We start from the raw sequence: 15,166 nt of genomic DNA on the forward strand, positions 1-15,166 counted from the left end.
CTTTCAACTAAAAATTGAACTGGCAATTTTAGTCTATAATTTAGGATTTTTTAATTTTGTGACGAACTAGCACCACGCGTAATAGTATATGAACGAGTTTAACACGTTTATTGTTTTAATTTGCCGTAGCATTACCAAATTAATAAAAGTGTAATTTCATAATAACCTAGCTCACCCATAGCAACTTCAAAAAAACTATTCACGTACCTGATTTTTGAGACGGCTTTGTTCGTCCGTACCCTGCACCCAGTTAGTTAGTCTGGGAAAATACCGTTCAATTAGACCAACGAGTCGGCCAGATAAAAGTGCCGACAACACCGTACCTTCCCGAACGCCAATTAATTGATGACTAAAAACTAAACTGATGAGTAGCGCGGCAATTACCATGGCAATATCAGTACGAATCTTCATGCGTGAGAAGGCCATTTTTTTAGCAAACGCAAATGCAACCGCAATCCCCTCGCCAGCCATCGTTAGCGTCCGTGAATTAACCTCAAAAAAGACTCCAATTGCCAATAATATAATACTAAGCAGTGTAATCCCAAGTTGTACCCAGTAATTTGGTAATTTGATAAAACTAAAGAACTTTACAAACCAGTCGATCATAACACCAAAGAAAAGTGAAGGAATTATTTGAATAACATTCAACCAACTAAAATACTGCCGTAAAGCGACCCATTCTAGTCCAATCAATACGATCATGAAAATAATCGTCCACTGCCCAATCGTCAAATTTGTCAATTCACTTAGTACGTTAGGGACACTGGAAATTGGGGACGTACCAAGTAACGCGATTTTGGCTAAAGCCACGCTAGCCGACATCAGGCCAATTCCAAATATTAAACAAGCAAAATGCTTGAAAATATCAATGATTCCCCATTTTTTAATCAATTTATCTCTCCTCCAATGCTTTCCGTACCAACTCAAGTTGCTGTCCTAAGACCACACTATCAATCTCCGGATTACTACGAAACAAATCAGCCCACCAATTTCCCATCGTTGTTTGTAGCCGCTGCGCAAGGGCAGTACCCGCAGTAGTTAATGTAATCACTCGTGCCCGCCGATCTTTGGCGTGAACTTCTCGTTGTACCCAGCCGTGATCAATCAAGATCTTTATATCTTTGGTCAGAAGACTAGCATCAAGCGTCATATTATGGGCAATTTGCCGCTGCGTAAGGCCAGGATGATCTTGGATAAACATCAACAGATCACTTTGAGTTGCCCGAACATCCAGTTCCGTAATTTGTTGTTTAAAATCATTTTTTGATTGCCGATAAACTGAAGCAATGTATTTGCTAAATTCAAATAATTCCACGTTAATCTCTCCTCGTTCGTTCTTTAAAAAAAGTTTTTTTAATAATTAGTGGACTTATCCATTAAATTGCTTTTTTCTAAAAATGTCAAGACCGTAAACTAGATCGTGTTTGAAAAATACTTTTAATCGTGTTTATCCGGTTAATTTAGTGCAAACGTGTTTGAAAAAGCAGCTTCTCGTACTTCGTTTATTAAAAAAAGACCTATGACATGTTCCGTCATAGGTCCTAACCATTTTTTTCGAGTATTACTCTAGAACGTGCACCAAAACCAACTTTTGGTCCACTCCTAACTTAAATTTATTTCAATAATAATTGGTAAGCGTACCGTTCTTCTTTTGGTTCATGCATGTAAATAATACCGCGGTACGTAAAACCATTTTGTACAATCACGTGTTGCATGCCCTTATTCTCTGGGTGCGTATCAATTCGAACGTCGGTATAACCAAGTTCCAGCGAAACGGTCAATAGGTTGGTAATCATGGTTTCCGATAAATGTTGGCCACGATAGTTGGCCGACACTGCTATTCGGTGAATTGACGTATACTGTGCATCCGCTGCCCCTTGCCAACTGCCATGATCAATAACTTTATAGTTATCATCCCTACCCTGCTGCAAAGTGGCCGTCCCAACGATATCATCGTCACGAATCAAAACATAGTTCAATCCTGCTTTAACATCATTAATCATATCTTCTTCATAAGGATAGCCATGTTGCCACTGATCGACACCCTGTTCCTTTAAATAGGCCTTTGCCTCGTTAATAATTGTCATAATTGCTGGTAAATCAGCTTCACGTGAACGCCGTAAGTAAGTCGTTGTCACGTTATCACTTCCTTCTTTAAAATTGGAAAGGCTGGGACAAAAGTTTACTATTCTGAACACCACTCTAGAACGTACACCAAAACCAACTTTTGTCCCACTCCTATCTTTTGAAATTATTTTTCTAATATTCTAGATTTGTACATTTTGCTATTATCGCCACTTGGCTTTAATTTTGCAAGTAAAAAATGAAATTTTTTATCAATTAAATAAGCCGTAATTAATATATGATATTATCATTAATAATGTACTAAACTAAGGAGTAGGGTAAAAGTCGGTTTTGGGTTTACTGTGTAACGTAAGTCGATCCAGCTTTTCGGCGCACATTCTAGAGTAATGCTCGGAATTAGTGCGGCTAGGACTTTTTTCTCAACCTCTTCCCCGACTAAGTTCATCTCAATCGCCGCAAGAAGCCGTTTTTTCAAACCCAGTTATACTAAGTTAGTTAGATAAATACGATTAAATGTAGTTTCCAAACACAACTCAGTTTATATGATTGGAGGGCAATTTTGAAAAAAATAATACGCAGCGGCTATGTCGAATCCATTTACCGACTGCCAGCATTACCCGGTATGCCGTTACAAGAATTACCCTGGAATTGTTTCTATCCTGCCCTCCAGCAAGGTCACCCAATTAAAATAGCGCCACTTTTGGCGCCCAGTCCCGCAAGTCAACACATTGCTAAGCAGATTAGCGAAAATGTGCCCGTTCATCCCGGTCAATTTCCACTTATTTTATTACAGCCATCACTGGGCCAATCGCTTTTTACCAATTTACACTTAATCGATCAATTGGTAAAAGCAGGTTACATTGTTTTCCAACTTGGCCATCCAAAGACGACAACTTATTTACTTAACAAAACATTAAAACAACCAGACGCTGCCCTGATATCCAAAATTCAACAAGAACTTACCCCGATTGCACCAACAAAATCACATTATCAAGAATTGCTCGATAAAACACCTATAACACGATACTGGACGAAACAATGGACAAAGGAGACATTAAGCGCGCTTGATTTGCTTAAACAGCCACAACAACTTAATAGCACAATTTTGCGCCAACACATCAATTTTTCTAAGGTAATTACTTTAGGTATGGGCTTCGCTGGTTCTGTCGCCTTGGAGCTTGCACAACGTTCACACTTTATAACGGCAGCGATTGATTTAAATGGCGCTTATGTCAGTACCAAGGGTATCCAATTACTTACCAAACCACTGTTACTTATTCAAGATAGTAAACAGCGCCTAAACTGGTTGGCACAGTCAACTCCGCAAACCAAATTAATTACTAGTGCTCTTCCGCTAATTACTGACAGTAACGCCGCTGATGAGCAACTATCGCCGTTAGCAACAAAAATTGACCGCGCGATAATTCAATTTTTAAACAAAAACACTTAACCCTTAGCAAACAATCTATTTTATTTGAATAATTTTGCTAGATTAGTGATAATTTAAAGTGTAGACCTCACCGAATAACAACGATTTCTATCTTGTAATTTTTGTTATAAAATAGAGACGTTTTACTTCTTAATTTAGGTCATGATTGGAGAATAATGACATGGCAATTGACGATCAATACCAAATCCATTTGCAAAAATTAACAAATAAAGAACAACCCGTTACGGAGACTATTTACGCATTAGGAAATGGTCACATGGGGGTTCGGGCAAGTAACCCCCTACAGGGCAACAGTGACCATTATGAGGGCAATCCTGGCTTATTTGTTAATGGTTTCTATGATCTAAGTCCGATTACTTACGGTGAGCGTTACTTTGGTTACCCCAGAAACAACCAAACCATTGCCCAATTACCTGATCCGCGCTTTTTAATCCTTGAAATTGATGGCGTTCGTTCAGACCAAACACCTTTTCGGGTTGAAACAATCGATAAAAATTTGGACATGGAAACGGGACTTTTAGTTGAAACCTTTCGAATTACAACGCCAAAACAAAAGATGCTGACTTTAACTTTGCAGTCTTTCATGTCGCAAAGTGATTATCACCTATACGTTGTTCGCTATGAAATTCGAGCATTAAACTTTAGTGGTAAAGTTACGCTCCTAAAGCAGCACAATTACGTCAACCAAAGCATTCCCAATAGTAATGAAGACGTTCGCCGGGCGCAACGCCACAATCCTTTGGGCCAAGTCTACATGCCTGCCGACTCACCTACGATGCTCATTGAAACCCAAAAGAGTCAGTTAGGTATTTTAATGATGTTTCATTATCTAGGTAGCGATCCTCGTATGAAAATGGTTTCCCGAAATAACATTCCCTGTTATGAGGTTCAATTGGATCTTACACCCGGTAAGTTGGAACAGTTTGCGTTCGGTTATTCCCTAGGAAATATTCACGCATTAATGACCGTCGAAATGGGTCCTGATTTTTACATTAAGAAAACTTTAGAACGATTCCATGAACAAAATTTTGCGAAACTATTTGAAGCTTCAGCTAATCATATGCGTCATTTTTGGCAAGACAGTGATATCGTCATTGATGGCGATCCGACACTTCAACGGGGAATTCGTTTCAATTTATTTCACCTTTACCAGGCGGCCGGGCGGGACAGTGTTACTGATGTTCCGGCTAAGGGTGTTACTGGACCTGGTTATGAGGGCCATTATTTTTGGGATACTGAAATGTACATGCTCCCCTTTTTCATCTACACGCAACCAGAGATTGCGAAGGCCTTGCTGACCTATCGTTTTTCAATTTTAGATGAGGCACGGCAACACGCTCGAGAAATGGGAATTGAAAATGGCGTGCTTTATCCTTGGCGCACGATTAATGGTGAGGAAGCCAGCGCCTATTACCCTGCTGGCACCGCCCAAGTTCACATCAACGCCGATATTGCCTACGCGACTGACTTATACATTCAGGTTACACAAGATATGGACTTTCTTGAAAATTATGGTTTTGAAATGATTGTTAGTACTGCCCGTTTCTGGTTGGCATTTGGCAACTACGGTGAGCAGGGTAAACAGAAGAATAAATTCGTGATTAACGCCGTCACTGGTCCGGATGAATATACGGCTTTGGTAGATAATAATTATTACACCAACCGAATGGCGCAAAATAATTTATTTATCGCTGTTAAGTACGCTAAGCAACTACAAAAAGAAAATCCGACCAAATTAGCCGATTTAGGGGTCAATGAGGAAGAAATCGTCGCCTTTCAAACGGCCGCTAATAAAATGTACTTACCCTACGATGATGACCTACAAATTAAGATGCAAGATGACAGTTCACCGAACCGACCAGTGTTTGACATTGCCAATGAACCCCGGGAAAATTTCCCACTATTACTGCATTACCACCCACTCGTTTTATACCGCTACCGGGTTAATAAACAGGCAGATACACTGATGAGTGATTTTCTATTTCCGTTTGACCAGGATGAGCCACAATTGCAACGTGATTATGATTACTACGAAAAAATCACAACGCACGATTCTTCTTTATCACGGGCAATTTTTAGTGTTCTTGCTAATCGAATTCATAATCCAGAAAAGGCCTACAACTACTTTATGGATACGGCATTAATGGATTTAACCGATCTTCAGGGTAACTCAGCGGACGGCATTCATGCAGCCAACATGGGGGGAACGTGGTTATCACTCATTTACGGTTTTGCTGGAATGCACGCTGGAATTAACGGTCTAACGTTTGACCCCCAATTTCCTTCTGAATGGCTCTTTCTTAGCTTCAAGGTGAAATACCACAAACGGCAGATTAAAGTGGCCATTCAACGGCAAGAAGTTACCTTTACGTTGTTGGTTGGCAAACCAATTAATATTTTTTACCGGGAACAAGAGGTTGAATTAGTTAATTCAACACCAGTAATAATTCACTTAACTGGACTACAGGTTTAAAAATATGATAACCCACTCAGAGTTTGAATACTTTTTCAACTAGCCACTACCTTTTTGTAATCTAACTGCTTCGTATTAGTTGCCAAACAATCCCACACAACCTAATATAGAAGTATAGTGTATTAGTGTTACCATGAATATGGAACGCTTGCACATTTCGTTTAGTAGAAGCGGGGAGGAGCTTGTCACATTATGAAAGTTATTTCATTACGAATTACGGACGACGCAATTATCTTGACCTATACGCGCAATAATCAAAGTCTGCAGGCCATCATTACCTACGACCCGAAACAGGCCATTGGTGAAAATCTCGAAAAAATTCGTGAACGCTTAGTTGGAATTTCATTTGACGCTGCTGTTATTGAAAATCCCTTAGAGTACGAATTTTCGGACACTATCGTTGGTATCAATCACCAACGAATCGATATTGGCCTGGCGCTGACAAATATGCTGAACATTCCGGTTGTCAGCCAACAAACTGTTAAATCAGTCGGCTTAGAAAAGGCCGTTGCGCGTAAACAGGACTACAACCAATGGCACCTTGATTATTACGGCCAGTATACTAGTAAGCGTAATTATGGCCAAGAATCAATGTTAACCATTGGTAATGGCTTCTTTGGCTTACGTGGCAGTTACGTTGAGGCCACGGCCGATCAAGACAACTATCCTGGTACTTACATTGCCGGATTCTACAATCAAAATACAACTAAAATTAATGACCGTGACGTTGTTAATGAAGATCTAGTTAACCTTCCTAACGCTCAATTTTTAACTTTTGGCGTTGACCAACAGCGTCCTTTCACGGTAACCAAAGAAAACGTCCAGGACATCTACCGCAGCTTAGATCTACATACTGGCGAGCTACGTACAACTATGTTGATCCAATTAGCAACTGGCCATGTTTTACGCATTGTGACCACCAAGGTAGCTGATATGAAAAACTGGCATCAATACGCTATTCGGTATCAACTAACACCGATTAACTTTTCTGGAAGTCTGCAGGTCTATTCGAAAATTGACGGTAGTGTTACTAATGACAACGTTGAACGCTACCAAAATTTTGATCAACATCACATTGATATTTCAGAAATGAGTACGGCTGGAGCAGAAGCTTATCTGGCTGGCCATACAAAAACCTCAAACATTGATTTTATCGTTGGTACTAAATTTACCAGCTCTAGTGTTGATACAAACCGGCATTTAGCAGTGACCAATACGGATGATGCCATCACCCAAACAATCACCCTAGACGTCGAGCAGAATAAAACGTATACTTTTGAAAAAAATGTCGCTATGTTCACTAGTCAGGAAACCCAAGGCTCATTAATGGATCACGCAACTAAGGAGCTCCAAAACGCCGGCTTTGATTCGTCTGAACAAAACAGCAATCAATTTTGGCAGGGTTTATGGAGTAACGCCGATATTCAAATCGAAGGCGACCTTACTAGTCAGAAATTAACCCGGGTTAATACCTTCCACATGTTTGTTTCTGCTTCAAGTACCGCTAATCCAAATTTGGATGCCTCTGTTGGTGCCCGCGGACTACATGGTGAGGCTTACCGTGGTCACGTTTTTTGGGACGAAATGTTTGTTATTCCTTACTACACGCAACACTACCCAAAGCTTGCTCGCCAATTACTAATGTACCGTTACAATCGACTTGGTGCTGCTAAAAAGTATGCTGCAAGTGAAGGCTATAAGGGTGCAATGTATCCTTGGCAATCAGGGATGTACGGTGATGAACAATCTCAATTTGTTCATCTAAATCCAATTACCAAATCTTGGGATCCTGATAATAGTCGCTTACAGCGTCACGTTTCGCTGTCCGTTGCTTACAACATTTGGACGTATTACCACATGACTAATGACGTGGACTTCATGAACCAATATGGCCTAGAAATGTTACTTGAAATTTCACGCTTTTGGATTAGTAAGGCTATTTATAACGAAAAAACTAAGCGGTACACAATCAAGAAAGTCATGGGACCTGATGAATTTCATGAAGGTTACCCTAACAGTGACGAAGAAGGATTAACCAATAACGCCTACACTAACATCATGGTAGCCTGGCTGTTTAAAACCGTTGAAGAGTTACGAAAAGATACGATTAGCGCGGCCACATTTAAGGAAGTGACGACTAAGGTTGGTTTTGACGAAAAACTTTTTGCCAAAATGGACAAGATTAGTCATCACCTCAAACTTGATATTAACGAAGACGGTATTATTGGTCAATTTGAAGGTTACTTCAAGTTGCCAACCTTAAACTTTGAGAATTACCGCAAGAAGTACGGCGATATTTCGCGAATGGATCGGATTCTAAAGGCTGAGGGCCGCAATCCTGATGCTTACCAAGTTGCCAAACAGGCTGACACACTAATGGCCTTTTATAACTTTGATTTCAATAGTGTAAATGAACTCATTAAGGGCCTTGGTTACAAATTACCAAAAGAATACCTCACTAAGAATATTGAGTATTACCTTGACCGAACAACTCACGGATCAACTTTATCACGGATCGTGTACGCTGTTTTAAGCCTAGTCGACGGTAATATGGATCAGTCTTGGAAGCTATTCTCACAGGCGTTGCTATCCGATTATTATGATATCCAGGGTGGAACTACGGCCGAAGGAATTCACTTGGGCGTTATGGGTGCCACTTTACTGCTGGAGACGCGTAACTACGCTGGTGTTGATCAATTAACTGATCAGGTTAAGGTCAATCCACACCTACCTTCCCACTGGCAGTCAATTGCCTTTAAACAGTTCTTCAGGGGAACACAATATAGTTTCAAAATCACTCATGATTTAATTAACGTCACGGCTGATCACGATACTAAAATCTACGTCGCTGGTAAAGAAATTGCAGTACCGGCGGGTAAGGCAACAACAGTTACTTACCAAAAACCAGTTAACGACAACTAAATTTCGGTATTCTTTAATTTCAAATCTAGGAGGTAATAATATGGTTAAATTTTCTGACATTAAAGGTTTTGTTTTTGATCTAGATGGTGTTGTAACGGATACTTCTAAGTACCACGCTGAAGCTTGGGGTCAACTAGCTACCAAGCTTAACATCGACTATCCCGGAATCGGTGACGCAGTTAAAGGTATTGGCCGGATGGATGCCCTTGAATTGATTTTGAAAAAAGGTGGTGTAGAAAATGACTACACTCCTGAACAAAAAGAAGCCCTAGCAACCGAAAAAAATACTAACTACGTTCAACTCATTCAGAATATGACAGCCAAAGATATTTTACCTGGTATGGCTGATTTTCTAAAGAGCTTACGGGATAATGGTTACGGTATTTCACTTGCCTCAGCATCACGTAATGCACCAACAATTTTGGCTAAAATTGGTTTAAGCGACTACTTTACCAAAACGGTCGATCCAGCTAACTTGAAGAACGGTAAACCAGATCCAGAAATTTTCATTAAGGGTGCACAATTACTGAACCTTGATCCAAGTCAGTGTATTGGTTTAGAAGATGCTGTGGCTGGTATCCAAGGAATCAACGCTGCTGGTGAAGTCTCTGTTGGTATTGGCGATCCGCAAATGCTAAATAAGGCGGCTATTAACTTCATCGATACTACTCAAGTAACACTGGATAATATCAAAAAAGCAATGGCTTAAAATAGATTCCAAAAAATCATTTTTTAACCCAAAACTAATAATTAAACTTTAAAACACAAAAAAGAGGCCGGGACAAAAAGTCCTGGCCTCTTATTGTTTTCGAACATTGCTCTAGAACGTGCGCCAAAAGTCTGGATTTACGTGCCTAATGGAAGTGTTTGAAAAAACGATTAGATTCTGAGGATTACTGACGTTGTCGATCGGACTAGGATGAACCAAAGTCCGAATCGCAGCCTAAACAGCCAAATCACCTTTGACAAAGGTGATTTGGCTGTTGTAGCTAACCGCAGGAATCTGTTTTTTCAAACACGACTATAGCTAATCCAAAACCGACTTCTGTCCCACTCCATTTCCTATCTCTAAAAATTTTTGATGATAACATCTAAGCTATTATTTAACGGTCACTTTAACTACTTCGTTATTGGCCGCTATGGACCGATCTAATTCGGCAAACTTCATGTAAGCAACATTCGGCATATTAGTGACAATGACGATCATCGTTGACTTCTTACCAGCATCTTTAATGGCTTGCAAATCAGCGTTGGCTAAAACATCACCATGTTTTACCTTCTGTCCCTGCTTAACTTTAATATCAAACGGTGCACCCTTTAATTCAACAGTGTCTAAGCCCATGTGAACTAGGACTTCTAAACCATCTGTTGTTTTAAGTCCAATCGCGTGTTTTGTAGGGAAAATTGTAAGTATTTCGCCATCAATCGGTGAAACAACTTCGCCATTAACTGGTTCAATCGCGTAGCCATCCCCGAGCATCTTTTGCGCAAAAGTTGGGTCACTAACTTGTTCAATATCCAATAATTGTCCTTGAGCAACACTATAGAAAGTATCAACAGCACCTGAATTAATGTTAGGGTCAACTATAGGTTTTGCTGGTGCTGCCGGACTATTAGCAACGTTACTAATTGGTGCTCCTGTTTCAAACAATTTCGTTAAGGCATCGGCAACGAATTGAACTTCGGTCCCAATAACAATCTGAATATTTGTTTTGTCTAACACATTCATACCAACGGCACCTGCACCACGAATAGCGGCCTTATTTACTTTATCAGTATCCTTTAGCTGAAGGCGTAAGCGCGTTGTACAATTCTCAATATCCGTAATATTATCTTTACCGCCAATAGCAGCGTAAACTTTTTTGGCCGTAACTGTATATTTATCATCGCTTGAATCAGTAGCAACTTCAATATCTGTATCGGCATCAGTAGTTTCCTCAACGGGTTCGCGACCAGGAGTCATTAAGTTGAATTTCTTAATGGCAAAATCAAAACCAAAGTAGTAAATAACTGCCATTACTAAACCTTGAACTAATAACATGTACGGCATATTAGCAATTGGTAAATGCGAACTTAACACAAAGTCAACTAGCCCCGCACTAAACGTAAAGCCGGCCGTCCAGTGCATAAAGGCAGCAAAAGCTAATGAGATCCCAGTGAAAACCGCGTGAATAACGTATAATGGCCAAGCAACAAACATAAACGAGAATTCAAGTGGCTCAGTAACGCCGGTAAAGAATGAAGCAAAAGCACCTGCCAGCATCAAAGAAGCAGTTTCACGTTTACGTTCTGGACGTGCATTCTTATAAATAGCGTAAGCACCTGCTGGTAAGCCAAACATCATTACTGGGAAGAAGCCAGCCTGATACATACCGGTGACCCCTTTAACCCCTTCACCAGCCCAGAATTTACCGATATCATTAATACCAGCAACGTTAAACCAGAAAACTGAGTTCAAAGCCTGATGTAATCCAGTTGGAATTAATAAACGGTTAAAGAAACCGTAAAGTCCGGCACCAACTGCACCTAAACCAACAATAAACTTAGCAAAAGAAACTAAAGCCTCGTATAATGGTGGCCAAACAAACAATAAAACAAGTGAAACAACTAGCATTACTAGTGAAGCAAGAATTGGAACTAAACGTTTTCCACTAAAAAATGATAATGCCATTGGTAATTTTGTTTCGTGAAAACGATTATATAATGCCACCGCAACCAAACCTGCAATGATACCGATTAAGACGTTTCCCTTAATCGCTGCAAATGCTGGATCAACTGCGGAAAGTTTGATTCCTAACAATGTAGAAACTTGTGCGGGATCTAAAACGTAAACTGGAACAATGAAGGCGACCAAGCCAGCAAGTGCCGAAGCACCATCCTTGTCCTTGGACATCCCTAAAGCAAGACCAACCGCGAATAAAAGTGCTAGGTTGGTTAAAATTGCGTTACCACCTGATTGTAAAAATTGTGCTGCTGCCCACTTTTGCGGTAGCCAGTGCCCAATACCAACAAGCAAGGCTGCAGCCGGTAAAACGGCAACGGGTAGTTGTAATGAACGACCCATTCGTTGAAGATATGCTTTCATACCTATACCCCTCCTTGGATAATAATTAATAGGTTATGTTAATATAATATACACAGTTTAATCGCTTACACAAGACAATTTAATCACGTTCACATTGGTCTATACCTATGAAAATAAAGCAGCTATCAGCTTATCCTGTAAAAAAAATAATTGGTCTAAATTTTCAATTCACAGCACATTATCATTTTAGGTCATCAAACTGACCTTCTGTGACTAATAGCCTGAGCGTATTTGGAAAGGTAGCTTCCTACATTACCATGTTTTCACCAGCGAACTTGATCAACTGTCCCAGAGTAAATCCGAACACTTTTAAAAAATATTTGTTAAAATGAAGACATCTTAATCACCCACTATAGTTAACTTACGTAAATAAAAACAACTATTTTTCGTTACCAACATTTTTTATAAGCTGGTTCAATTTATATTTAATGAAAGCTTTACAACTTGGACAATAAATCTTAATAAGTTAAGGAAGGCTATTTTTATGACAAATAATATGATTACAATTGGTAAATCAAAGGTAACTTCAACGTTACTAGGTTTAGGCACTAACGCAGTTGGTGGTTACAATTTATTTCCAGGTCTTATTTCCAGGTCTAAATGATGATGTTGGTCGCAGGATTGTTAGGGCTGGTCTAGATAATGGTATTAAAATGCTAGATACCGCCTTCGCCTATGGTATGGGACATTCCGAAGAATTGATCGGCACTGTTATTCAAGATTACCAACGTGAGCAAATTGTCATTGCAACTAAGGCGGCGCAAGATATTTCTAGTGGTGAAGTTGTTATTAATAATTCACCCCAGTTCTTAAAGCAGGCCGTTGATGCCAGCTTAGAACGCTTAAAAACTGATTACATCGATATTTTTTACATTCATTTTCCAGATAAGCACACTGAAAAAGCGGCGGCAATTAATGCATTAATGGAAATGAAACAGGCCGGCAAAATCCGAGCCGTCGGTGTTTCAAATTTTTCATTGGCGCAGATTAAGGCGGCCAATCAGGACGGTGGCATTGATGTCGTCGAAAATCAATTTAGTCTCCTACACCGAGATGCCGAAACTGAGTTACTACCCTACTTGCATAAACAAGAAATTTCGTTTGTTCCTTTCTTTCCGTTAGCCTCAGGTTTATTAACTGGTAAATATTCCCGTAATGTCGCCTTTCCAAAAGATGATATTCGCCACAGTAATCCAGATTTTAACGGCCAGCGCTTCGACCAAATTTTAACGCATGTGGCCGAACTTAAACCGTTAGCAGAAACCTATGCTGCAACTATCGCACAACTTGTTTTGGCCTGGTACATCAAAAATCCTAATATTAGCGTCGTTATTCCAGGCGCAAAAAAGCCAGAACAAGTTACCGCAAACGCCAAAGCACTTCAACTCGAATTAGCGGATAACGATTATCAAAAAATCGCTACTATATTTAAAGACTTCTAAATTAGATTGACTATTAACCAAAAAACACCTGAGTTAGCGTCGCATAAGCTAACCCAGGTGTTTTTTGCATATTTATTCATATTAAATTAGATTAAAGTGTTTCAAACCGTTTACGATACCGTTATCCATATTCGAAGTCGTCACGTAGGCGGCCTTATCTTTAATTGCCTGAACACCATTTTTCATTGCAATAGGTGTATCAACAGCATCAAACATCGGTAAATCATTATAGAAATCACCGAATCCATAAGTTGGCACATCCGTTAAATTGTTGTTAACCAGTAAATTATCAATCCCAGATTTCTTTGACACACCATATTTAACAACGTCGAGACCACGTTGATTATTTCGGTAAAAACTAAAAGTTCCTTTAAAATGTTCGCGGTAAATATCATCTTGTTTATCTGTTTCAGGTGTGAAAACAAACAGCATATTCATTGGTGTTGTTAAGTACTGACCAGGATCCACCGTAACCGTCTCTTTTAATTCGTTATAGTTTTCCCGAACTAGCCGTGAGGCGTGGTTTACGACAAAACCATTTGGATTATAGTAGGCTACTGGATAGCTTTTTTTTGCTGCGTACTCAGTGATATCATCAATATCGGATTTTTTTAAGAAATCGGCGTGGACCATCTTTCCGTTCACTTGAATATAGCTACCATCCGCGCAGACGCAAGAATTGATTCCTGAATGTGTCATTGTGTCCTTAATTTCAAAAACACTCCGACCCGTTGCGATTACAGGTAAAATATTATTAGCCTTTAACTGTGCAATCGCCGCTACGCTTGCAGGTGTTACATTTTTATCATTATCAAATAAAGTTCCGTCTAAATCAAAGAAAACAACTGCCTTATACATAAAAAAGCCCCCATATCTTGGTCTAATTCAAGTATACTACAAATAATAAGACCCATACATTGATAAGCGAGCGTGTTTTGAAAAGCTTCCCGATTCTACTCTACAATTTTAGATCGTGTTTGGAAAAGCAGGTCCGAGTCGCAGCCTAAATCACTAATTCGCTTGCTGCTACGGACGATTAACATTTAATTCAAGTAAGGATAATTTTCAAAGACGTCTTATTTTTACACTTAAAATTAGTAGTGCGTCATTTCATTTTTATCAAAATCTAATTTTAAAAGAATGCCTTCACTTTGCCTAATTTAGTAGTAGCGGGTATCTATTCACTTAAATAAATAAAAAAATTAGGTTGACAAATAAAGGCTGACGGTTTAAATTAAAGTCACATTATAGATCAATGAGTAATTTAAACGCTGTGATAAGAAAAGTACACGAAACACACTTACAAAGAGAGCGTCGCTTGGTGAAATGACGTGAAGTGGATTTCTTGGAAAATCATCTTTGAGCGATGAATGCGAAATTTGAGCGTTCATTGGGTGCTCCCATTATAGAGCTAGGGTATTTCAAAAAGAATATTTTTTGCGTACCTGAAAAGGTTATTCGTGTGAGCGAATAACAAACTAAGGTGGTAACACGTTTATTAACGTCCTTATCTGAAATTAATTTCGGATTTGGACGTTTTTTTGTGTCTTTGCCTCCGTTTAGATATTGGTTACGCGCAAACCAATACCGGCTGGCAATAGATAATTAGCAGGTCGACCTACTAATTACAACGTAAGCAGTAAATAATCGACCGTTTAAAAAAGGCAAACCGGCTTCTCGAAATTGAGAAATCGGTTTGTCTTTTACAT

9 protein-coding genes, 1 pseudogene and 1 other annotated feature are annotated in these 15,166 nt (G+C 39.4%); of the genes and pseudogenes, 5 read left to right on the forward strand and 5 right to left on the reverse strand.

What is annotated here, in order from left to right:
- Positions 1 to 195: 195 nt before the first annotated feature.
- The 3 genes from EKM61_RS09605 to EKM61_RS09615 all read right to left on the reverse strand — a co-directional run bounded on the left by EKM61_RS09605 (position 196) and on the right by EKM61_RS09615 (position 2,138).
- Positions 196 to 891, reverse strand: coding sequence for a YczE/YyaS/YitT family protein (locus EKM61_RS09605; RefSeq protein WP_178378345.1), 696 nt, complete (start codon positions 889 to 891; stop codon positions 196 to 198).
- Between the two features lies 1 nt (position 892).
- Complete coding sequence (locus EKM61_RS09610; protein WP_068225965.1) at positions 893 to 1,315, reverse strand: MarR family winged helix-turn-helix transcriptional regulator; 423 nt, start codon at positions 1,313 to 1,315, stop codon at positions 893 to 895.
- 298 nt (positions 1,316 to 1,613) lie between these two features.
- Complete coding sequence (locus EKM61_RS09615) at positions 1,614 to 2,138, reverse strand: GNAT family N-acetyltransferase (protein ID WP_068225964.1); 525 nt, start codon at positions 2,136 to 2,138, stop codon at positions 1,614 to 1,616.
- A gap of 506 nt (positions 2,139 to 2,644) precedes the next feature.
- On the opposite strand from EKM61_RS09615, the gene EKM61_RS09620 reads away from it, so the two are divergent.
- The 4 genes from EKM61_RS09620 (at position 2,645) to pgmB (ending at position 9,639) form a co-directional block, all read left to right on the forward strand.
- On the forward strand, positions 2,645 to 3,535 hold the full coding sequence (locus tag EKM61_RS09620; RefSeq protein WP_068225963.1) for an alpha/beta hydrolase: 891 nt from the start codon (positions 2,645 to 2,647) through the stop codon (positions 3,533 to 3,535).
- Between the two features lie 160 nt (positions 3,536 to 3,695).
- Entirely contained in the window at positions 3,696 to 6,008 is a 2,313-nt protein-coding gene (locus EKM61_RS09625) for a glycoside hydrolase family 65 protein (protein ID WP_068225962.1), read from the forward strand.
- Between the two features lie 192 nt (positions 6,009 to 6,200).
- Positions 6,201 to 8,930, forward strand: coding sequence for a glycoside hydrolase family 65 protein (locus tag EKM61_RS09630; protein ID WP_068279495.1), 2,730 nt, complete (start codon positions 6,201 to 6,203; stop codon positions 8,928 to 8,930).
- A 40-nt stretch (positions 8,931 to 8,970) separates the two neighbouring features.
- The gene (gene pgmB / locus EKM61_RS09635; RefSeq protein WP_068225960.1) at positions 8,971 to 9,639 is read left to right on the forward strand and encodes a beta-phosphoglucomutase; all 669 of its coding nucleotides are present in this window, start codon (positions 8,971 to 8,973) and stop codon (positions 9,637 to 9,639) included.
- A gap of 390 nt (positions 9,640 to 10,029) precedes the next feature.
- On the opposite strand, the gene nagE is transcribed toward pgmB, so the two are convergent.
- Positions 10,030 to 12,015: an N-acetylglucosamine-specific PTS transporter subunit IIBC gene (gene nagE / locus EKM61_RS09640; protein ID WP_125636200.1), complete on the reverse strand. Its 1,986-nt coding sequence runs from the start codon at positions 12,013 to 12,015 to the stop codon at positions 10,030 to 10,032.
- A 484-nt stretch (positions 12,016 to 12,499) separates the two neighbouring features.
- On the opposite strand from nagE, the pseudogene EKM61_RS09645 reads away from it, so the two are divergent.
- Positions 12,500 to 13,457, forward strand: a pseudogene (locus EKM61_RS09645) (aldo/keto reductase).
- A gap of 81 nt (positions 13,458 to 13,538) precedes the next feature.
- Here the strand turns inward: EKM61_RS09645 and EKM61_RS09650 are convergent.
- Positions 13,539 to 14,315: a Cof-type HAD-IIB family hydrolase gene (locus tag EKM61_RS09650; protein WP_068225958.1), complete on the reverse strand. Its 777-nt coding sequence runs from the start codon at positions 14,313 to 14,315 to the stop codon at positions 13,539 to 13,541.
- Between the two features lie 406 nt (positions 14,316 to 14,721).
- Positions 14,722 to 14,969 (forward strand) — a binding site (T-box leader).
- The last annotated feature ends 197 nt before the right edge of the window (positions 14,970 to 15,166 follow it).

Origin of the sequence: Loigolactobacillus backii, assembly GCF_003946275.1 — a bacterium.
Taxonomy (GTDB): Bacteria; Bacillota; Bacilli; order Lactobacillales; family Lactobacillaceae; genus Loigolactobacillus; species Loigolactobacillus backii.

Coding starts and splice junctions, on each gene's coding strand:
- EKM61_RS09630 (WP_068279495.1), top strand. CDS start 6,201: ATGAAAGTTATTTCATTACGAATTACGGACGACGCAATTATCTTGACC.
- EKM61_RS09650 (WP_068225958.1), bottom strand. CDS start 14,315: ATGTATAAGGCAGTTGTTTTCTTTGATTTAGACGGAACTTTATTTGAT.
- EKM61_RS09625 (WP_068225962.1), top strand. CDS start 3,696: ATGGCAATTGACGATCAATACCAAATCCATTTGCAAAAATTAACAAAT.
- pgmB (WP_068225960.1), top strand. CDS start 8,971: ATGGTTAAATTTTCTGACATTAAAGGTTTTGTTTTTGATCTAGATGGT.
- nagE (WP_125636200.1), bottom strand. CDS start 12,015: ATGAAAGCATATCTTCAACGAATGGGTCGTTCATTACAACTACCCGTT.